Annotated in this window: 18 protein-coding genes; 14 read left to right on the top strand and 4 right to left on the bottom strand. The window is 63.0% G+C overall.

Going from position 1 to position 20,681, the window contains the following annotated elements:
* The first annotated feature begins 86 nt into the window (after window positions 1-86).
* Window positions 87-896, top strand: coding sequence for a response regulator (locus BW970_RS15920; RefSeq protein ID WP_076533241.1), 810 nt, complete (start codon window positions 87-89; stop codon window positions 894-896).
* A gap of 6 nt (window positions 897-902) precedes the next feature.
* Here BW970_RS15920 and BW970_RS15915 read toward each other — a convergent pair whose 3' ends face one another.
* Complete coding sequence (locus tag BW970_RS15915; protein WP_083701319.1) at window positions 903-1,814, bottom strand: LysR substrate-binding domain-containing protein; 912 nt, start codon at window positions 1,812-1,814, stop codon at window positions 903-905.
* 370 nt (window positions 1,815-2,184) lie between these two features.
* Between BW970_RS15915 and BW970_RS20775 the strand changes: the two genes are divergently transcribed.
* The 12 genes from BW970_RS20775 to BW970_RS15855 all read left to right on the top strand — a co-directional run bounded on the left by BW970_RS20775 (window position 2,185) and on the right by BW970_RS15855 (window position 15,676).
* Window positions 2,185-2,931, top strand: a complete 747-nt coding sequence (locus BW970_RS20775) for an ABC transporter ATP-binding protein (protein WP_076533237.1) — start codon at window positions 2,185-2,187, stop codon at window positions 2,929-2,931.
* 39 nt (window positions 2,932-2,970) lie between these two features.
* Window positions 2,971-3,966 carry an ABC transporter substrate-binding protein gene (locus BW970_RS15905; RefSeq protein WP_076533235.1) on the top strand — a complete coding sequence of 332 codons (996 nt, stop codon included), beginning with the start codon at window positions 2,971-2,973 and terminating at the stop codon, window positions 3,964-3,966.
* Complete coding sequence (locus BW970_RS15900) at window positions 3,963-4,775, top strand: ABC transporter permease (RefSeq protein ID WP_083701318.1); 813 nt, start codon at window positions 3,963-3,965, stop codon at window positions 4,773-4,775. Before BW970_RS15905 ends, BW970_RS15900 begins: the two co-directional genes overlap by 4 nt.
* A 4-nt stretch (window positions 4,776-4,779) precedes the next feature.
* The gene (locus BW970_RS15895) at window positions 4,780-5,547 is read left to right on the top strand and encodes an ABC transporter permease (RefSeq protein ID WP_076533234.1); all 768 of its coding nucleotides are present in this window, start codon (window positions 4,780-4,782) and stop codon (window positions 5,545-5,547) included.
* 83 nt (window positions 5,548-5,630) lie between these two features.
* On the top strand, window positions 5,631-7,256 hold the full coding sequence (locus BW970_RS15890) for an amidohydrolase (protein WP_159441452.1): 1,626 nt from the start codon (window positions 5,631-5,633) through the stop codon (window positions 7,254-7,256).
* A gap of 150 nt (window positions 7,257-7,406) precedes the next feature.
* Window positions 7,407-8,180 carry a FadR/GntR family transcriptional regulator gene (locus tag BW970_RS15885; RefSeq protein ID WP_083701316.1) on the top strand — a complete coding sequence of 258 codons (774 nt, stop codon included), beginning with the start codon at window positions 7,407-7,409 and terminating at the stop codon, window positions 8,178-8,180.
* Window positions 8,177-9,685: an ABC transporter substrate-binding protein gene (locus tag BW970_RS15880; protein WP_076533232.1), complete on the top strand. Its 1,509-nt coding sequence runs from the start codon at window positions 8,177-8,179 to the stop codon at window positions 9,683-9,685. The genes BW970_RS15885 and BW970_RS15880 overlap by 4 nt, the downstream gene beginning before the upstream one ends.
* A 48-nt stretch (window positions 9,686-9,733) precedes the next feature.
* On the top strand, window positions 9,734-10,681 hold the full coding sequence (locus BW970_RS15875; protein WP_076533231.1) for an ABC transporter permease: 948 nt from the start codon (window positions 9,734-9,736) through the stop codon (window positions 10,679-10,681).
* Window positions 10,678-11,538, top strand: a complete 861-nt coding sequence (locus tag BW970_RS15870) for an ABC transporter permease (protein ID WP_076533229.1) — start codon at window positions 10,678-10,680, stop codon at window positions 11,536-11,538. Before BW970_RS15875 ends, BW970_RS15870 begins: the two co-directional genes overlap by 4 nt.
* A 12-nt stretch (window positions 11,539-11,550) precedes the next feature.
* On the top strand, window positions 11,551-13,353 hold the full coding sequence (locus BW970_RS15865) for a gamma-glutamyltransferase family protein (RefSeq protein WP_076533227.1): 1,803 nt from the start codon (window positions 11,551-11,553) through the stop codon (window positions 13,351-13,353).
* 11 nt (window positions 13,354-13,364) lie between these two features.
* Entirely contained in the window at window positions 13,365-15,176 is a 1,812-nt protein-coding gene (locus BW970_RS15860; protein WP_076533225.1) for an ABC transporter ATP-binding protein, read from the top strand.
* Between the two features lie 38 nt (window positions 15,177-15,214).
* Window positions 15,215-15,676: a GFA family protein gene (locus BW970_RS15855; RefSeq protein ID WP_076533223.1), complete on the top strand. Its 462-nt coding sequence runs from the start codon at window positions 15,215-15,217 to the stop codon at window positions 15,674-15,676.
* Here the strand turns inward: BW970_RS15855 and BW970_RS15850 are convergent.
* The gene (locus BW970_RS15850) at window positions 15,673-16,659 is read right to left on the bottom strand and encodes a bile acid:sodium symporter family protein (protein WP_076533221.1); all 987 of its coding nucleotides are present in this window, start codon (window positions 16,657-16,659) and stop codon (window positions 15,673-15,675) included. The genes BW970_RS15855 and BW970_RS15850 overlap by 4 nt on opposite strands.
* Window positions 16,660-16,749: 90 nt before the next feature.
* Here BW970_RS15850 and BW970_RS15845 point away from each other — a divergent pair, with 90 nt between their 5' ends.
* The gene (locus BW970_RS15845) at window positions 16,750-17,382 is read left to right on the top strand and encodes a GntR family transcriptional regulator (protein WP_159441451.1); all 633 of its coding nucleotides are present in this window, start codon (window positions 16,750-16,752) and stop codon (window positions 17,380-17,382) included.
* Between the two features lie 54 nt (window positions 17,383-17,436).
* Here the strand turns inward: BW970_RS15845 and BW970_RS15840 are convergent, their stop codons facing one another.
* Both BW970_RS15840 and polA read right to left on the bottom strand, forming a co-directional pair.
* Complete coding sequence (locus tag BW970_RS15840) at window positions 17,437-17,811, bottom strand: MmcQ/YjbR family DNA-binding protein (RefSeq protein WP_076533218.1); 375 nt, start codon at window positions 17,809-17,811, stop codon at window positions 17,437-17,439.
* Entirely contained in the window at window positions 17,811-20,639 is a 2,829-nt protein-coding gene (polA, locus tag BW970_RS15835; protein ID WP_076533217.1) for a DNA polymerase I, read from the bottom strand. The genes BW970_RS15840 and polA overlap by 1 nt, the downstream gene beginning before the upstream one ends.
* Between the last annotated feature and the right edge of the window lie 42 nt (window positions 20,640-20,681).

The following is a 20,681-nucleotide window of genomic DNA, read 5'->3' as shown; positions in this document are numbered from 1 at the left end:
ATGATATTCCTGTCATTCTCTTGGGAACCAAACGCCACCGCGGACGTTTGGTTCCAGAAGAAAAAGCCAATCTGGAGACTTTTTTCATGGCGGTGACCGGAGATTCCCCTGTGTCCACAACGGTGGCCACGCACCTTCCGTACCTGCGTCGCTACGCCCGAGCCCTGACCGGCAATCAGACCAGCGGGGACCGCTATGCACTTTCCACGCTGGAAACCGTGCTGGCCGATCCGTCGCTTGTGGCCGACGCCAAGGATTCACGTATTGCGCTGTTTGCCGTGCTTCACGCGGTATGGTCCAGTTCCGGAACGCCGGTGGCCGAAGCAGACAGCCGCATTTCGGCAGCGGCACAGGTGCATCTGGCGCGTCTGACCCCGAATTCGCGCGAAGCCCTGTTGCTGCATACGCTTGAAGGTTTCAGCGTCGCCGACATCGGCAAGATCATCGGTTCCACCGCCGACGAGGCGGGCGAATTGATCGACCGCGCGTTGAGCGAGATGGAAAACTCGGTCCTTGGCCGCGTTCTGGTCATCGAGGACGAGGCGATCATCGCCATGGACCTGTCGGCGATCGTCGAGGAAATGGGCCATACCGTGACCGGCATCGCGCGCACGCGCTCCGAGGCCGTCAAGCTGGCCGCTCAGGATCGGCCGGATCTGATCCTTGCCGATATTCAACTGGCGGACAATTCGTCGGGCATTGACGCGGTGAACGATATTCTCGCGCATTTCGAGGAGCTTCCGGTGATCTTCATCACAGCGTTCCCCGAACGGCTGTTGACGGGCGAACGGCCGGAGCCGGCGTTCCTCATCAACAAACCCTATGCGGAAGAACAGGTACGTTCCGCCGTCAGCCAGGCCATGTTCTTTGCATCGACCGAGACCCTGACCGCCTGAAGCCGGTCAGGGATCGTTGGCTTGCGGCCGGTTGGCGCGCAAGTGCTGTGCAAGCTCGTCCAGAAAGATGCGCCCGGCGAGTTGTAGTGACCGCCGGGTCCGATAGATCGCATGGATGGAAAAGGTCGGGGGGCGCCATCCGGGCAATACCCGGCGCAGACGTCCGGTTGCCAGATCCTCCATCACCAGCGACAGCGGAAGCCGTGCCATGCCAAGGCCGGCAACCGCTGCCTTGTGGACAATTTTCAGGTTGTTCGTCACCATGGCGGTGCGGACGCCGATCTCTGCCACCTCGCCCCGGTCGGATACCAACCCCCAGACGGATCGGCGTTCTTCATCCAGCCAGCCGATGCAGGGCTGGTCGATCAGATCGTTGGGGGTGTGCAAGGCCGGCGCCTCGGCCATCCAGTCGGGGCTGGCGACCAGTGCATATTCGGTGCGTTGCAGGATGCGCGCGATCATGTCGGTATCCGGCAGTTCCTGCCGCGAGGCGATCAGGGCTATGTCATAGGCATCCATGTTCTGCGGCTTGGTCCCGTCCGTGGTGTCCAGCGTGATCACCACCTGCGGGTTGCGCTTGGAGAACCCGATACAGAAGTCCGCGATCATGGTTTCCGTCAGCAGGGCCGGGCTGGCGATGCGCAGGGCGCCGGTGGGCTTGGACAGGCTTTCCTGAATGATCCGCAGCGCGTTTTCGCCCTCGGCCCGTATCACCTCACCCCGGCGGGCAAGGTCCAGCCCGATCGGTGTCGGCGTGAAATGACGGGAGGACCGGTCGATCAGTCGCACGGCCAACCGACGCTCCAGTTCCTCGATCCGGCGGCTGAGTCGGGATTTCGGAATGCCGGTGCGGGTGCTGGCGCGGCTGAAACCGCCAGCTTCGATCACCTGGGACAGCAGGGCAAGGTCGTCATGCACGGCGATACCGCCTTGTTGCAGATGCAGGATTGAAAGTCCTGAATTCAGAACGATCTGTCAAGTGGCCAAGCAAAACACGGCACACGCCGCCCGAGGCCATGTCTGTTCATTGTTTTGCAATACATTTTTCCAGAGCCCAAACGCCATCAGAGACAAGCGACAGCCGCAGAGGCCTTGCCGTCGGGGGGATCCTCCTCGGCTGATTGTCGAAAATCCGGCTTTACATGTGCGGCTGCAGATCTACGCTTTCCGCAAGATCAAGAACATCGACAGCACGCCACGGCCACCCGCGCACCCCGTTTCCGGGGAGGCCCGTTGCTGCCTGTCACCCACACAGCCCGCGCCACACCGCGCAGCGAAGGAGCAAGGCATGGACCCCATCATCCGCTTTTCCGAAGTCGGCCTGCGTCTGGGCGGAATGCGTATCTATGACGAGATCACCTTTGATGTGGCGCCCGGCGAGTTCCTGTGCCTGTTGGGGCCATCAGGCTGTGGCAAGTCTACCGCGCTGCGCCTGATGGGCGACCTGCTGCCTGTGCAGGATGGCCAGATCACCGTGGGCGGCAAGACCCCGGCCGAGGCGGCGAACCGCCTGGCCTATGTGTTCCAGCAGCCCCGCCTGCTGCCCTGGCGCAGCGCGTTGCACAATGCAGCCTTCGGAATCGAAATGCGCGACCCTTCCGTGCCCAGGGCCGAACGCGAGGCGCGGGCGCGGGCGCAACTGGAACGCGTGGGTCTGGGCAAGGATATGGACAAGATGCCGCTGATGCTGTCGGGCGGCGAACGCCAGCGGGTTGCCATTGCCCGCGCCCTGGCCCTGGACCCCGAAATCATTCTGATGGACGAACCGTTTTCCGCGCTGGACCCCAACACCCGGACCCGGCTGCGTGACCAGATGATCGAGCTTTGGCAGCAATCCGGCAAGACGGTCATCTTTGTGACCCACGACATGGACGAGGCATTGTATCTGGCCGACCGCATCGTCGTGTTTTCCGGCAAGCCCGCCCGCGTTGCCTCGGTCATCGAGGTGCGCGAACCGCGCCCCCGCGACATCCTGCGTGATCCCGCCCTGCTGGAAAAGCGCGACGATCTGTTGCGGCTGTTTTCTGACATCTGACCCGACGATCCCAACCATAACAAACCAACAGGAGAGACCATGTTCCGATTTGCCACAGCCGCATTCCTTGCGCTGGCCTCTGCCAGTGCCGCGTTTGCCCAGCAAAAGACGATCACCTTCTCGCATCTTGCAAATCCCAGCCACGAGGCGGCGCTGTACGCGATCAAGAAGGGCATCGTGACCTCTGACAAGATCAAGGTGGAAGTCACTCCGCTGGATATCGCTGCGCTGCAACAGGCCATCGCGGCGCGCACCTTCGATGTGGTCGAAGGTGCGGCCATGGCCATTCCGCGTGCCAATGCGCGCGGCTTGCCGCTGGAAATCATCGGCATTGCACAGCGCGCCCATGAAGAAGGCCTGGGGTCCAGCGTCTGGGTCAAGGCGGACAGCCCGATCCAGTCGATAGAGGATCTCAAGGGCAAGAAGCTGGGCAGTTATACCCTGTCCAGCGCAGGCATGACCCTGAACCGCATCGCGCTGAACCAGGCCTATGGCCTGAACGTCGCGGCCAAGGGCGGAGATCTGGAGTTTGTCGAGCTGCCGGAATCCGCCCTGGCGGCGGCCTTGGCCTCGGGAAATGTCGATGCTTCGGTGCTGATCCATGCCCAAGCCTATCAGGCGATGAAGACGGGCGAGTTTCGCGCCATTGCCCAGCTTGGCAAGGACATGACCGAGAAGTTCGGCCTGAAACTCGTGACCTCGGTTCTGGTCGGCTATGGTGACAAGCTGAGCCAGGATCCTGACTCCTATCAGGAATTCCTGCGCATGTTCCGCGAGTCCGTGGACTATGCGCTGGCCAACCAGGACGAGGTGTTCACCGCCGTCGGCAAGGAACAGAACATCGACCCCGAGTTCTTCACGCTGTGGTTCAACAGCTTTACCACGATCCCGGTCTATATCGGTCAGAACGACCTTGATGCCATCGACATGCTGTGGACGCAGGCAACGGCGCTGGGCGTGCTGGACGTGCCGCATGGCACTGCGCTGGAGGCAAGCTGGGACGGTGCGGTCTTTGACGGGGTTGCGGGCAAGTGACCACGACCGCCGATCATATCGTGCGGGCACAGACCGACCGGGCGCGCAAGCGCGCCCGGAGTCGGCAGGTCTGGGTGGCCAACCTGATCGCCCTGGCCTTTCTGGCGGCGTGGTGGGTCTATTCGCTGTCCGTGCCTGCCTATCAGATGCCGGGGCCGCAGCTTGTTGCGGTACGCATGGTGGATCTGGTGCTTGATGCGAACGAGCGGGTTCAACTGCTGTGGTCGTTGGTCCATGTCCTTTCGGCCATCGGGATTTCGTTTGTCATCGGCTTTGCGCTGGCGCTGATGTCGAACACGCTCTGGCCGCTGAGGGGATTCATCGACGACCGGCTGACACCCTTTCTGAACGCGTTTTCCGGCATCGGCTGGCTGTTCATGGCGATGATGTGGTTCGGCGTCACCTCGTTCACGGTCATCTTTGCCGTGACGCTGATCCTGATCCCCTTTGCGATCATCAACATCCGCACCGGACTGGACGAACTGGATCAGGAAATCGGCGAACTGGGCCGCAGCCTGACGCGCAATCCGCTGCGGATCTTCTTTCGCATCACGGTGCCCATGCTGGTGCCCTATCTGTTTGCCACACTGCGCACCGCCTTTGGCGTCTCGTGGAAGGTGGTCCTGACGGCTGAACTGTTCGGCGGCAATGCCGGGGTAGGCTACTTGCTGAACTCGGCGCGGCAAGAGTTTGATACAGAAACGATCTTTGCCGTGATCTGCTTCATCATCCTGTTCGTGTACCTGTCCGAAGTGCTGGTCTTTTCCCCGATCCAGCGCAATCTGAAGCGGAGGTTTGCCCGTGAATAAGGTGATGTTGACTCGCACCCAGGGCCTGATCCAGCGCGCCATCACCGAAGGCGGTGTCGTGCTGGTCCTGCTGGGCTGGTGGTTGTTTTCCAAGGACATGCCCGCCTTTATCATGCCAACCCCGCAGGCGGCTTTTGGCAAGATGCTGGAGTTCTTTTACGATCCGGCACTGATGCGCCATGCGGCGATCAGCTTCATGCGCGTCGGGCTGGCGGTGATCCTTGCGACGGTGCTTGCGTTGATCATCGGATTGCTGACACGGGCCTTTCCGATCCTGGAAGAGGCGGTCGAGCGGCGGTTGCTGACCTTCTTCAACAGCTTTCCGTCGGTCGGCTGGGCCATTCTGGCGGTGATCTGGTTCCGGATCTCGGATGGAACGGTGATCTTCATTCAGGTGATGATCATCCTGCCGTTCTGCCTGATCAATGTGCTGGAGGGCCTGCGCCAACTGGATCCTGAACTGGTCGAGATGGGGCGGTCGCTGACCCGGTCGCGCCGGCGGCTGTTCCTGCGGCTGGTGTTGCCCCTGACCATGCCGTTCCTGATTGCCGGGCTGCGCGTCGCCTATGGCATCGCGTGGAAGGTCGCGCTGGTCTCTGAACTGTTCGGGGCACCATCGGGGCTTGGCTATCTGTTGATGCAGGCGCAGGTGCGGGCCGATGCCACGCTCGTCTTTGCCTGCTGTCTGGTCATCGTGCTGATCTTTGGCGTGATGGACCATTTCGTGCTGCGGCCTCTGGCGCGGCGCTATTCCGTCCAGCGGGCGGCCTGAATCGGCACCTGTGTGCCAGATGCCCGGCCGCCTTGCGTGGCCGGGGCAGCGAAACTTTGTCGCCCAACTCAAGGGAGGTCCGCGTGACCGCACATCATACCATCCTGCACAATGGCCGTATCGTTACGGTCGATGCCGCATTCACCATTGCCGAGGCGGTCTCGATCCGCGATGGCCGGTTCGAAAAGGTCGGCACCAGCGCCGAGGTACTGGCAACCGCCACGGACGAAACAGAGATCGTGGATCTGGCTGGCAAGACGGCGGTTCCGGGCCTGTTTGACAGCCATCTGCATCTCTACATGACCGCAATGGAGGCGCCGCGCGTACCGCTGATAGATTGCCGGTCCATCGCGGATGTGCAGGCCGCCATTGCCGCGCGGGCCAAGGTGACGCCCAAGGGTGAATGGATCATCGCGCGGATGGGCTGGCATGAAAGCCTGCTCAAGGAGAATCGCCTTCCGACCCGCGACGAACTGGACGCAGCGGCCCCGGACCATCCGGTGTTTGTTCCGCGTGGCGGCCATGTGTGCAGCGGCAATTCGCTGGCGTTGGGCATGGCCGGTATTTCCGAGGACACCGTCGATCCGCCCGGCGGGCTGATCGTGCGGGAAATCGGATCGCGCAGGCCGACGGGGCTTTTGCTGGAATCGGCGGCCTATATGCTGCGGAAGGTACTTCCTCCGCCGCCTGCGCCCGATGCGGAACGTGCCTTGCTGCGCGATGCGATGGCGCTGCTGAACAGCTATGGCATCGTGGCGACGATGGATCCGGGGCTGAACAAGCATCAGATCGGCCTCTATGAGAGCTTGCGCGACTCTGGTGATGTCACCGTCCGCACCGATCTGATGTTCCGTGGCTACAATCTGGAAGATGCCAAGGTCGGCGCTGCGATCACGGAGTTCCGCGACGATGACCTGCTGCGGTACGTCGGGGTCAAGTTCATGCTGGATGGCGGTGTCGAAGGCGCGCTGCACTATGATCCCTATCAGATCGTACCCGGCGAGCAGAACGACCCGGAGTATCGCGGTCTTTCTCTTTTGCCTGCCGGCGGGGAGGCCGAGTTCATCGAGGCGCTCAAGGTCGTTGCCCGCGCGGGAATGCAGGTTCAGACCCATGGTGTCGGCGATGCCTGCATTGACACCATTGTCCGGTGTTACCTTGCTGCCGCCGAAGAGGTGCCGATCCGCGACCTGCGCTGGACCGTGATGCATCTGCACAACCCGCGCGAAGAGGTATTCGCCAAGATCCGCGATGGCGGTATCCTTGTCACTGCCCAGGATCAAAGCGTGCTGCTGGGCGCGAACAAGGTGAAATGGTGGGGTCGCCCGCGGGCCGAATGGTCCACGCCGCTACGCCGCATGATCGACGAAGGGTTGCTGGTTGGCGGCGGGACCGATGCGCCGATCCTGCCGATTGATCCGTTTATCTGCATGTGGTGGATGGTGACGCGCAAGACCTTGCAGGGGGATTGTCTTGGCCCCGACCAAGGCATCACCGCGCGCGAAGCCTTGGAGCTTTATACCATCAACAACGCCAGGATCATGGGGGTAGAGGACCGTCGCGGATCGGTAGAGCCGGGCAAGCTGGCCGATCTGGCGGTTCTGAGCCAGGATATCTTGTCTGTCGCCCCCGATGCGATCCGCGATACCCGTGCCGTGATGACGTTGCTTGGTGGCAAGGTTGTGCACCGGGATCCGGAAATGGCATGAACCAATCATTGATTGGTTGACCAAATTTTAGGCGATTACTGGGAAAACGAGGCCGATTTCGGCCTCGTTTCTTGTGATACGGCCCGATTGAGGAAATTTTCTCTTTTCACGCGCAAGAATTGGTTTCAGATTGGGTGAACCAATAGAAAAATGGTTGAATCGGTGCTGACGCCCCCCGACATGCCCTCCAAGGATGCCAATCACGCTCTGGAAGAGCTGCGGCATCTCATCACATCGCCGGAATGGGCGCAGGACGGCGGCAAGCTGCCGACAGAGCGCGCGTTGTCCGATCGGCTGGGCATCGGGCGTCACGCATTGCGGCGCGCGTTGGAAGTGCTGGAGGCCGAAGGGCTGATCTGGCGCAAGCAAGGGGCGGGCACCTTTGTCGGCAGTCGGCGCGAGGTGCTGGCGGAACAGATCTCGGCCACCATTCCGCGTGCAACCTATGACGAGGTGATGGAGGTGCGCCTGCGGATCGAACCGCAGATCGCCCAACTGGCGGCCCTGCGCGCGGATGATGGCGATGTAAGCCGCATGATCGAACTCAACCGCCGCAGCATCGAGGCAAGCGACCCCGAAAGCTGCGAGTTGTGGGATGGTGCCTTTCACCGCCAGATCGCGGTGGCCGCGCGAAACCCGATGTTCCTGACCCTGTTCGACATCATGAATCGCGTGCGGCAGGAAAAATCCTGGCAGATCGTCCGCGACCTGGCGCGCGAAGGCCGAAGCACCACAGCCCATGTCGATCATCAGCACCGTCAGATCATCGCGGCGATCGACGCCCGCGATCCTGCCCGCGCGGGTGCCGCGATGCGCGACCATCTGCTGGATATCCAGATGCGCCTGCTGCGCCGCCTGACCAATCTTGACCCCGGCGGCTTGCCCGCCAACCCGCCTTTCCCTACGGAGGAACGCCTGCCATGACTTGGAAAACCCTTGCCACCACGGCGCTTGCCGGGTGCCTGTTCGCCTTTGCGGGCCAGGCAGCCGACCTGCGCATCGCGCTGCAGGATGATCCCGACATGCTGGACCCGGCGCAGTCGCGGTCCTTCGTCGGGCGCATCGTCTATGCCTCGCTGTGCGACAAGCTTGTTGATATCAACGAGAATGTCGAATTCGTGCCGATGCTGGCCACCGACTGGTCCACCTCGGACGATGGGCTCAAGCTGGTGATGAACCTGCGCGAGGGCGTGACCTTCCACGACGGCGAGCCGATGAATGCCGAGGCTGTGGTCTATACCATCACCCGCAACATGACCCTCGCCGAAAGCCGCCGCAAATCGGAACTGGCCTCTGTGGACAAGGTCGAGGCGACCGGGCCGCTGCAAGTGACCTTCACCCTGAAAAAGCCGGATGCCTCGCTGGTGGCGCAGTTGTCCGACCGCGCGGGCATGATCGTGTCGCCCAAGGCAGCCGAGGCGGCGGGCGCGAATTTCGGCGCCAATCCGGTCTGCGCCGGTCCGTTCAAATTTGTCGAACGTATCGCGCAGGATCGCATCGTGCTGGAGAAATTCGCCGATTACTGGGATGCGGGCAATTTCCATATCGACCGGGTGACTTTTACCCCGATCCCGGATTCGACGGTGCGCCTTGCCAACCTGCGGTCGGGTGATGTGCAACTGGTGGATCGTATCGCCGCGACCGATGCGGCGACCGTGCAGGGCGATGCCAGCCTGGGCTATGCCGAGGCCGTGGGCCTGGGCAGCATGGGCATGTATGTGAACATCGGCAATGGCGACAATGCGCAAAAGCCGATGGGCCAGTCCAAGGCGCTGCGGCAGGCATTCTCGATGGCGATCGACCGCGAGGCGATCAACCAGGTCGTGTTCTCGGGCACCGCGCTGGCGGGCAACCAGCCCTGGCCGCCGACCTCGCCCTGGTACAACAAGGACATTCCGGTCCAGCCGCGCGACATCGAGAAAGCCAAGGCGCTGGTGAAAGAGGCGGGCGTGGACCGTATTGCGGTAACGCTGAAGCACCACAACAACCCGGTTGTCACCCAGACCATGCAGATGATCCAGGCGATGGTGGCCGAAGCAGGCTTTGACGTGTCGCTGATCTCGACCGAATTCGCCACGCTGTTGAACAACCAGTCGACCGGCGACTACGAAATGACCCGCTCCGACTGGTCAGGTCGCCCGGACCCGGATGGCAACGTGCACCAGTTCTACCATTCCAAGGGTGGGCTGAATGACATGAAATACGCCAATCCCGAGGTGGATGCCTTGCTGGACGGCGCGCGCGCCTCGTCCGACCCGGCAGAGCGCAAGGCCAAGTATGACGCCTTTGCAGCGATCGTCACCGACGAACTGCCGATCATCACCTTCGGACATCAGAAGTTCCTGTATGGCTTTACGGCCACGCTGACGGGCTTCGAGGCCTATCCCGATGCGATGATCCGTCTCAAGGGCGTCAAGCTGGACAACTGATCCACCCGCCGCCCCTCCGGGGGCGGCGACCTTTCCGGGAATGGCCCCATGCACATTTTCATTGCCAAGCGGCTGCTGGTGGCCATTCCCACCCTGCTTCTGGTCTCTGTCTTCGTCTTTTTCCTGCAAAAGCTGTTGCCGGGCGACCCGATCCTGGCACTGGCAGGCGAGGAACGCGATCCTGTCGTACTGGCTGAGCTGCGTGAACGGTATGGCTTCAACGACCCGCTGCCGGTGCAATATGTGCGTTGGGTCGCGGCGGCGGCGACAGGCGATCTGGGAATTTCGCTGCGCACCGGGCAGCCGGTGCTTGAGCTGATCGGGCAAAAGCTGCCCGTCACGATCCAGCTTGCGGTGATGGCCCTGGGGATCGCCTTTCTGCTGGGCGTGCCTGCCGGGATCTACGCCGCGGTGCGCCAGCGGCGCTTGGGGGACCACGCCGTCAACTTCCTTGCGCTGGCGGCGCTGTCTGTTCCGAACTTCTGGCTCGGGATCATGCTGATCCTGCTTGTGTCGGTGAACCTGCAATGGTTGCCGGCTTCGGGCTATGTCTCTCCTTGGGAGAACCTGGCGCTGTCGCTCAAGACCATGATCATGCCCGCAGTCGTTCTGGGTACCGGCCTTTCCGCCACGCTGTTGCGCCATACGCGGTCGTCCATGATGGGCGTGCTGAAATCCGATTACATACGTACCGCACGGGCCAAGGGCCTGTCAGGCCAGGCGGTGGTCCTTGGCCATGCCTTCCGCAATGCCGTGTTGCCTGTGATCACGCTGACGGCGCTGCTGTTCGGTGAACTGCTGGCAGGTGCCGTGCTGACCGAACAGATCTTTACCATTCCCGGTTTCGGCAAGCTGATTGTCGATGCCGTGTTCACCCGCGATTATGCCGTGGTGCAGGGCGTGGTCCTGTGCACGGCGGCGGGGTTCATCCTGCTGAATCTGGTGGCCGATGTGCTGTATGTCCTGCTCAACCCCCGCCTGAGGTCGCAGCTATGACCGATGCCGCTGTTCCCCTGGCCCGCAAGGGCTCTCGTGCCTGGCGCTCGTTGCGCCGCAATCCTTCGGCCATCGTGGGCGCGGTGATCGTGATCCCGATCATCCTGCTGGCGGTGTTCGCGCCGGTGCTGCCCATCGCGGATCCCAATGCCACAAGCTGGACTGCAATCCGCCTGCCGCCTTCGGCGCAATACTGGCTGGGCACGGATGAAATCGGGCGGGATATCCTGTCGCGCATGATCTGGGGCGCCCGCGCGTCGCTGCTGGCGGGTGTCATCTCGGTTGCCATCGCGCTGGTCACAGGGGTGCCGCTGGGACTGCTCGCAGGGTATTTCGGCGGCTGGGTCGATATGGTGATCTCGCGCATCACCGAGGCGCTGCTGGCCATGCCCTTCCTGATCATGGCCATCGCTCTGGCGGCCTTTCTTGGCCCGTCGCTGACCAACGCGATGATCGCCATCGGCCTGTCGGCCATGCCCATCATCATCCGCCTGACGCGGGGACAGGTTCTGGCTGTCAAGGCCGAGGATTATGTCGAAGGTGCCCGCGCCGTCGGCCTGAACCATATCGAGATCATGGGCCGCTACATCTTGCCCAATATCGTGCCGCCGATCATCGTGCAGGCCACGCTGACCGTGGCGACCGCGATCATCGCAGAGGCGTCGTTGTCCTTTCTTGGCCTTGGTCAGCAGGCACCGGCGGCCAGTTGGGGCTCGATGCTGAACACCGCCAAGAACTTTCTGACCCAGGCGCCCACCTATGCCCTGTTCCCCGGCCTTGCGATCTTTCTGGTCGTCGTGGGCTTCAACCTGCTTGGCGATGGCCTGCGCGAGGCGCTTGACCCGCGCGAGAACTGATGGATTGACGGAATGACCAACTTTACCACCCGCCCCGAAATCACCGGTACCTTCGGGGTTGTCACCTCGACCCACTGGATTCCCACTGCCGTGGGCATGGCGATCCTGGAAAAGGGCGGCAACGCCTTTGATGCCGCAGTGGCCACGGCCATGGCGCTGATCGTGGTCGAACCGCATCTGAACGGCCTGGGCGGCGACATGCCTGCGGTGATCTACTGTGCCAAGACCGGCAAGGTGCAGGTGATCTGCGCACAAGGGCCGACGCCCGCCGGGGCCACGATCGCGCATTACCGGGCCGAAGGGATCGACATCATCCCCGGCGATGGCCTGCTGGCCACGGTCATTCCCGGCGCCTTTGACGGCTGGATGCTGATGTTGCGCGACTATGGCACGATGACTGTGCGCGAGGTGCTGGACCCCGCCATCGGCTATGCCCGCGACGGCCACCCCCTGCTGCCGCGTGTGGCGAACCAGATCGCCGACATTGCCGATTTCATGCAGGCGGAATGGCCGACCTCTTATGAAACCTGGGTGCCGAACGGTGAACTGCCCAAGGCGGGCGCTCTTTTCCGCAACCCCGACCTGGCCCGTACATGGACCCGTCTCGTCGAGGCATCGGAACAGGTCTCGGGCCGTGAGGCCCAGATCGACGCTGCGCGCGATGCCTTCTACCGCGGCTTTGTGGCCGAAGAGATGGCAGAATGGCTGAAAACGGCCGAAGTGATGGATGCCTCGGGTGCCAAGCACAAGGCGGTGCTGAGCGCGGCTGACATGGCGGGCTATGCTGCCCATGTCGAGGAACCGCTGACCTATGACTATGGCGACTGGACGCTGTGCAAACAGGGGCCGTGGGGGCAGGGGCCGGTATTCGCCCAGACCCTCGCGCTGCTCAAGCATACCAATATCGCGCAGATGGATCCGGTCGGCGAAGAGTTTGTCCATACCGTCATCGAGGCGATGAAGCTCGCCTTTGCTGACCGCGAGGTCTATTACGGCGACCCCGACTTTGCGACGGTGCCGATGGACCACCTGCTGTCGGAGGATTACAACCGCGACCGCGCAAGGCTGATCGGCCCCCATGCCTCGCTGGATCTGCGTCCGGGAACGGTGCCGGGATATGAGGATCAGGTTGCGCGCACCATGACCCTGCTGGCGGGGCAGACGGGCGGCGCGGTCTATGAACCCACCATGGCGCATCTGGCGAATGCCGCTGACAAGCCCACCGAAAAGCGCGGCGATACTTGCCATCTGGATGTGATCGACCGCTGGGGCAACATGGTGGCGGCTACGCCATCGGGAGGCTGGCTGCAAAGCTCGCCGATCATCCCCGGTCTTGGCTTTTGCCTGAACAGCCGCGCGCAGATGTTCTGGCTGCAAGAGGGGCTGCCCACCTCTCTGGCGCCGGGCAAGCGGCCGCGCACCACGCTGACACCGTCGATCGCGTTGTTGAACGGCACGCCGACGCTGGCCTTTGGCACGCCTGGCGGGGATCAGCAGGATCAATGGCAGATCAGCTTCTTCCTGCGTTATGTCCATCATGCGCTGAACCTGCAACAGGCGGTGGATATGCCGTTGTTCCATTCCTCGCACTTTCCCGCCTCGTTCCATCCCCGCACGATGGATCCCGGCGTGATGATGATAGAGGACCGCATCGGCACCGAAGTCGTCGAAGGGTTGCGCGCCCGTGGCCACAAGGTGGTTGTCACCGGGCCCTGGGATATTGGCCGTCTGACCGCTGCGCGCCGCGATGCCGATGGGCTGCTGCGTGCCGCCGCCACCCCCCGCCTGATGCAGGCCTACGCCGCAGGCCGCTAAGCCGCAGGGAGATGCCAGTGACCGCCCCCATCCTGTCCGTCCGCAACCTGACCACCGCCTTCCGCACCGAGGAGGGCTGGCGCGAGGTCGTGCGCAACATCGGTTTTGACATCCACGCCGGGGAAACCGTGGCCGTGGTGGGGGAATCCGGCTCCGGCAAATCGGTGACATCGCTGTCCATCATGCGGTTGCTCGATCCGCACCAGTCCCGCATCTCGGGGCAGGTGATGGTGCAGGGGCGCAACCTGCTGGATCTGACAGAACGTCAGATGCAGGACGTGCGTGGCAACGAGATTGCCATGATCTTTCAAGAGCCGATGACCTCGTTGAACCCGGCCTATACCGTCGGCCGCCAGATCGCCGAGGTGCTGATCCGTCACAAGGCGATGGACAAGGCGCAGGCCCGCACTGCCGCCATCGCCATCATGGAACGGGTGCGTATTCCCAACCCAGACCGCCGGTTCGACCAGTACCCGCACGAGTTTTCCGGCGGAATGCGTCAGCGGGTGATGATCGCCATGGCGCTGGCTGCGCGGCCCAAACTGTTGATCGCGGATGAGCCGACAACCGCGCTGGATGTGACCATTCAGGGACAGATCCTGGATCTGATCAAGGAATTGCAGGCCGAATACGGCATGGCAGTGCTGTTCATCACCCATGATATGGGGGTGGTCGCCGAAATCGCGGACCGCACCGTGGTGATGTTCCGGGGCGATCAGGTGGAAACGGGATCGACCGATCATGTCTTTCGTCGCGCCGATCATCCATATTCCCGCGCGCTTCTGGCCGCTGTCCCGGCGCTGGGGGCCATGGAAGGGCAGGGTCAGCCCCTGCGCTTTCCGCGCGTGGACATGGCCAGCGGCGCCATTGCCCCCCTGCCGCCCATGGCCCGCCCGGTGGATCGGTCGGCGGCCCCGCTGTTGTCTGTCAGAAACCTTGTCACTCGCTTTGACGTCAAGGCAGGTCTGCTCAACCGCCCGGTCAGTGCCGTTCACGCGGTCGAAGGGGTCAGCTTTGATCTGTGGGCCGGGGAAACGCTGGCACTGGTCGGGGAATCCGGCTGCGGAAAATCCACGACGGGGCGGTCCATCATGCGGCTGGTCGAGCCGCGCAGCGGAGCCATCACCTTGCAGGGGCAGGATGTTCTTGCGCTGAAAGGCGCGCAGATGCAGGCCATGCGCCGCGATATCCAGATGATCTTTCAGGATCCGTTCTCCTCGCTGAACCCGCGCATGACTGTCGGGCAGGCGGTGGCTGAACCCCTGGTCAAGCATGGCATCGCGCGCGGCAAGGCGGCGCGGGCGCGGGCGGGCGAGTTGCTGGATCAGGTCGGTCTGTCGCCTGCCATGATGGACCGCTACCCACATGAATTTTCCGGCGGCCAGCGACAGCGCGTCGCCATCGCCAGGGTGTTGGGGTTGGAGCCCAAGCTGATCGTGGCGGATGAATCCGTCTCGGCGCTGGATGTGTCGATCAAGGCGCAGGTCTGCAACCTGTTGATGGATTTGCAGGAACGGCTGGGCATTTCCCTTCTCTTCATCAGTCACGACATGGCGGTGGTTGAACGGATCAGCCACCGCGTCGCCGTGATGTACCTTGGCGAGATTGTCGAGATCGGCAGCCGTGAGGCGGTGTTCGGCAACCCGCAGCACGCCTATACGCAAAAGCTGATCGCTGCCGTTCCTGTCCCCGACCCCGACCGCCGCTTGCTGCGCCGCAATACACCCATCGACGAGTTGAAAAGCCCCGTGCATCCGCTGGGGTATACCCCACCCCGCCGCGAATGGCGCAACGTGGGGCAGGATCATCTGGTCATGGTCTGAGGTCGTGTTAGGCTGGGGTCCGAAAAAGGAGCCTCGCCATGAAACGCCCGGACCTGCCGATGACCGGCGCTTGCCGCTGCGGTCGCACCCGCTTCCGCGTCACCGCCGCCCCGTTCATGACCGCCGCCTGCCATTGTGCTGGCTGTCAGAAGATGTCCGCCAGCGCCTATTCACTGACAGCGATGATCCCCCCCGAGGCCCTGGAGCTGACCGAAGGCGAAACCGTGATTGGCGGGCTGAAAACGCCGGGGCAGCATCACAATTTCTGTCCGCATTGCCTTAGCTGGATGTTCACCCGCATCGACATGGGCGGTACCCGTTTCCTGAACCTGCGCCCGACCATGCTGGACGATGCCTCGTGGTTCGAGCCGTTCATCGAGACGATGACCGCCGAGCGTCTGCCATGGGCGATGACCCCGGCGCGGCACAGCTATGCCGGCTTTCCCGACATGTCCGAATTTCCCGCTCTGATGGCCAGCTTTGCAGCAGCGCAGGTCTAGGCCAACCGTGCCGCCATACGCTGCGAGATGATGGCGCAGACCACAAGTTGCAACAGGTGGAACACCATCAGCGGCAGCACAACCAACGAGATGTCCTGCCCGGCAAACAGGATGCCCGCCATCGGCAGCCCCGTTGCCAGGCTTTTCGTAGACCCGCAGTAGAACAGCGCCAGCAGATCCTCGCGTGGCATCCCGGCCGCCCGCCCTGCACCGACCGAAACAGCCATGGCAATCGCCAGCAGCACCGCGCAGACCCCGATGATGATCAGCAGCGCGGTGGGTGACACCACCTGCCATATGCCGTTCACCACCCCCGCCGAAAACGCCGTATAGACGATCAGCAGGATTGATCCGCGATCCACGATCATGGTGGGAAACTTGTAGCGGTTCAGGAAATCGGCCAGCAGCGGGCGGCACAACTGCCCCACGGCAAATGGCAGCAGGATCTGTTGCACAATCTTCCACACCGCCGAAGGATCCACCCCATACCCCGTGCCCGAAGGGATCAGCACCGCAAACAGCAGTGGCGACAGGATGACCCCGACCAGATTGGAAATCGACGCGGCGCACACCGCCCCCGCGACATTGCCCCCCGACACAGAGGTAAAGGCGATGGAGCTTTGCACGGTGGACGGCAGGCAGCCGATATACAGAAAGCCCACGCCAATGGCGGTTGGCAGCCACTGGACCACCATGGGCTTGATCGCCAGGCCCAACAGCGGAAACAGCGCAAAGGTGCACAGCAGGACGCCGATCTGCAATTTCCAGTTGGCAAAGCCCGAAACGATGGTCGCGGTCGACAGTTTTGCGCCATACAGGAAGAACAGCAGCGCCACGACCCAATAGGTGATCGGCTTCAGCGCCGCTGCGAAATCGCCACGCGCCGGCGCAAAGGTCGCCAGCAGCACGGTCAGGATCAGCAGCATCATGTAGCGGTCCAGACCGAACCGTTTCAGCCCGGCTTCGACAGTGGCCAGCGACATTGCGCGCTCCTTGCAGGTATTCGGACAGGTATTGTATACTTGCAGTGGCGCATACCATCAATTCGTATGCAATCCAACGGGAAATGCCCAATGTCCGAAACGACAGCCCTGCGGTTGGCCGACCAGATCAGCCAGGCGATTCTTGACGGCGAATTTCCCCCCGGCACCCGGCTGGAGGAAACGGCGCTTGCCGCCCGCTTTGGCCTGTCCCGTACCCCCGTGCGCGAGGCGCTGACCGAGGTTTGCGCCCGTGGCCTCGCCGACCGCCGTCCGTATCGCGGGGTCGAGGTGGTGGCCCCGGACCGTGCCGTTCTGCTGGATCGGTTCGAGGCGCTGGCCGAAGTCGAGGCGCTTTGCGCCCGTCTGGCCGCCCATCGCATCACGCTTGAAGGCGCCTTGCGTCTCGAAGATTGCCTTCAGCGCATGGACGGTGCCGATGCCGATGCCTATCGCCAGTTGAACGCGGATCTGCATGAAATGATCGGCACACTTGCCGGAAACGCCGAGCTGCTGCGCATGACGCAGGGTCTGCGTACCCGTCTCGACGTGATCCGTCGCGCCCAGTTGCGCCGCCCAGACCGGATGCGCCGCTCATTGGAGGAACACCGTGCGCTGGTTGCCGCCATATGCAACCGTCGCGCCGACCATGCCGCCGATCTGATGCGGAGCCACCTGCGCGCCGCGGCTGCGGAACTGCTGGCCATGCTGGATGCCCAAGGCTGACAGCGATCCGACATGCTGGGTCACCCCGCCCTTGGGGGTAACGCCCCCTCGTGCCTAGGCCCGCGCAGCGATATGGCCGGGGTTCTCGGCCATCCAGGTCTTGAGCCAGCGTTTGGGGGCCGAGGCGCGCCAGTCGCGGATCAGCCGGACCTGCGCCCAACCGGGGTCGATCCGCCCGGCGCGCACCAGAACCAGGTCGCTGCGGGCATAATGCGGATGCAGAAAGAAGGTCTTGGGCTCTGCCTGCATCAGCATCTCGCGTTCGTCCCGATCCGCGCGGAACACCGCCGCATCCTCCAGCGGCGACCACCAGCACCACATCTTGCCATGTGCCTTCAGCGACTCGTGCCCCCAGGGATGCGCAACCGTGACCTGCGGCAGATCCAGCGACAGGGCCAGCGCCTTCATCTCTGGCCAGTCGCGGATCATCAATGCGCCTCCGACCAGTTGGCGCCCCGGCCTGCATCAACCACCAGCGGTACATCCAGATGCACCGCCGGATGGGCCGCGCCCTCCATCACCGCCTTGACCTGCGCTATGGTCTCGTCCACCGCTCCGGCCTCGACCTCGAACAGCAATTCGTCATGGACCTGCAACAGCATGGTGGCGGGCAGTCCGGCAATGGCATCTGGCATCCGCACCATGGCGCGGCGGATGATGTCGGCCGCTGTCCCCTGGATCGGCGCGTTGATGGCCGCGCGCCGCGCAAAGCCCGCACCGGGGCCGCGCGCGTTGATCTCGGGCGTGTGGATGCGCCGGCCAAACAGCGTGCGCACATGGCCGTGTTCCTTGGCAAAGGCTATGGTCTGGTCCATGTATTCGCGGATGCCGGGGAACCGCTCGAAATAGCGGTCGATGAAGCCCTGCGCCTCGGCCCGCGGAATCCGCAGGTTGCGCGCCAGCCCAAAGCCCGAAATGCCATAGATCACACCGAAGTTGATCGCCTTGGCTTGCCGTCTGATGCTCGGGTCCATCCCTTCGATCGGCACACCGAACATTTCCGAAGCCGTCATCGCGTGGATGTCCAGCCCCTCGCGGAACGCCTGTTTCAGTGCCGGTATGTCCGCGATATGGGCCAGAATGCGCAATTCGATCTGGCTGTAATCCAGGCTCAGCAGAACCTTGCCCTCGGGCGCGACAAAGGCCTGCCGGATGCGCCGCCCTTCCTCGGTCCGGACGGGAATGTTCTGCAGGTTCGGATCGGTCGAGGCCAGACGCCCGGTGTTCGCCCCCGCGATGCTGTACGAGGTATGCACCCGGCCCGTCTCGGGGTTGATCGCCTCTTGCAGCGTATCGGTATAGGTCGATTTCAGCTTGGCGATCTGCCGCCAGTCCAGCACCCGCGCGGCCAGCAATGCACCCTGCGGATGGCTGTCCTCCAGCGTCGTCACATCCTCCAGCACATCCGCGCCGGTGGCATAGGCGCCGGTCTTGCCCTTTTCCCCGCCGGGCACGCCCATGCGGTCGAACAGCACTTCGCCAATCTGCTTGGGCGAACCGACATTGAACTTTTTGCCTGCAATATGGTGAATCTCCTCCTCCAGCTGCACCAGCTTCTGCGCAAAGGCATTGGACATCCGCGACAGCACATCGCGGTCCACCTTGATGCCCGCCATTTCCATCTCGGCCAGCACCGGCACCAGCGGGCGCTCCAGTGTCTCATAAACGGTCGTCACATGGGCCAGATGCAACTGCGGGCGAAACTTCTGCCACAGCCGCAGGGTAATGTCGGCGTCCTCGGCGGCGTATCTCGTCGCCTCGGTTACATCGACCTTGTCAAAGGTGATGGCCGACTTTCCGCTGCCCAACAGCGTCTTGATGGGGATCGGGATATGCCCCAGATACTGCTCCGACAACAGATCCATGCCATGGCCGTGCAGGCCCGCGTGCATCGCATAGCTTTGCAGCATCGTATCCTCGATGGGCGCCACCCGGATGCCGGCGCGGGCAAGGATTTTCATGTCATATTTCATGTTCTGCCCGATCTTCAGGACAGACGGATCTTCCAGAACGGGTTTCAGCAACGCCAGCGCGCGGTCCACGTCCATCTGCCCTTCCGCCCGCACGGCGGCCCCGAACAGATCCCCCCCGCCCGTGACATGACCCAGCGGAACATAGGCCGCCTTGCCTGGTGCCAGACCCAGCGACACGCCCACCAGATCGGCCCGCATCTCGTCCAGGCTGGTCGTTTCGGTATCTACCGCGACAAACCCCTGCTCCAACGCCGCGGCCAGCCAGTCCGCCAACACCGCCTCGTCCCGGATGGTGACATAAGCCGTATGGTCAAAAGGCGCGGCCGCTTCGGCATCCGGCGGCGGGGCGTGATCGTCGCTGGCGGCCATATCGGCGGAAATCGCCGGCGCCTCCACCTTCAGCCGCTCCGCGATGCGCTTTGTAAGGGTTCGGAACTCCATCCGGGTCAGAAATTCCATCAACGCCTCGGGCTCCGGATCGCGCACCTCCAGATCGTCCAGCGTGATCGGCAGCGGCGTGTCGTCCTTCAGCCGCACCAGATCGCGTGAAACCCGGATCTGGTCGGCAAAGTCGATCAGTGTCTGCCGCCGCTTGGGTTGCTTGATCTCGGCGGCCCGCGCCAGCAGACTGTCCAGATCACCGTACTCCTGGATCAACAGCGCGGCAGTCTTCAGCCCGATCCCCGGTGCGCCCGGCACGTTGTCCACCGAATCCCCGGCCAGCGCCTGTACATCCACCACCCGATCCGGGCGCACGCCGAACTTTTCCTCGACCTCGGCCAGACCCATCTGGCGGTTCTTCATCGGATCGAACATCTCGACCCCATCTCCGACCAGTTGCATCAGATCCTTGTCCGACGAAATGATCGTGCACCGCCCCCCCGCCTCGCGCGCCTCGCGCGCCAGCGTGGCTATGATGTCGTCCGCCTCGTAATCCTGAACCTCGATCGCAGGCAGATTGAAGGCCCGTGTCGCCTCGCGGGTCAGCGGAAACTGCGGCCGCAGATCTTCGGGCGGCGGCGGGCGGTTGGCCTTGTATTCGGGAAAGATCTCGTTGCGGAATGTCTTCGAGGAATAGTCGAAGATCACCGCAACATGCGTCGGCGCATCCTTGCTGGACCCGTTGCCATCCACATACCGCGAGATCATGTTGCAAAATCCGGCAACCGCTCCCACCGGCAAGCCATCGGATTTTCGCGTCAGTGGTGGCAGCGCATGATAGGCCCGGAAAATATAGGCCGATCCGTCGATCAGATGCAGATGATGCCCCTTGCCGAATGCCATCAGACGTCTCCTTGGCAACCCGCGCGGGCTGCTTCATCTTGC

The sequence above is a fragment of the Gemmobacter megaterium genome (assembly GCF_900156815.1).
In the GTDB taxonomy this organism is placed as follows: Bacteria; Pseudomonadota; Alphaproteobacteria; order Rhodobacterales; family Rhodobacteraceae; genus Wagnerdoeblera; species Wagnerdoeblera megaterium.
Note: the sequence above shows the minus strand (reverse complement) of the source record. Positions and strands in the feature narration are given on the sequence as shown.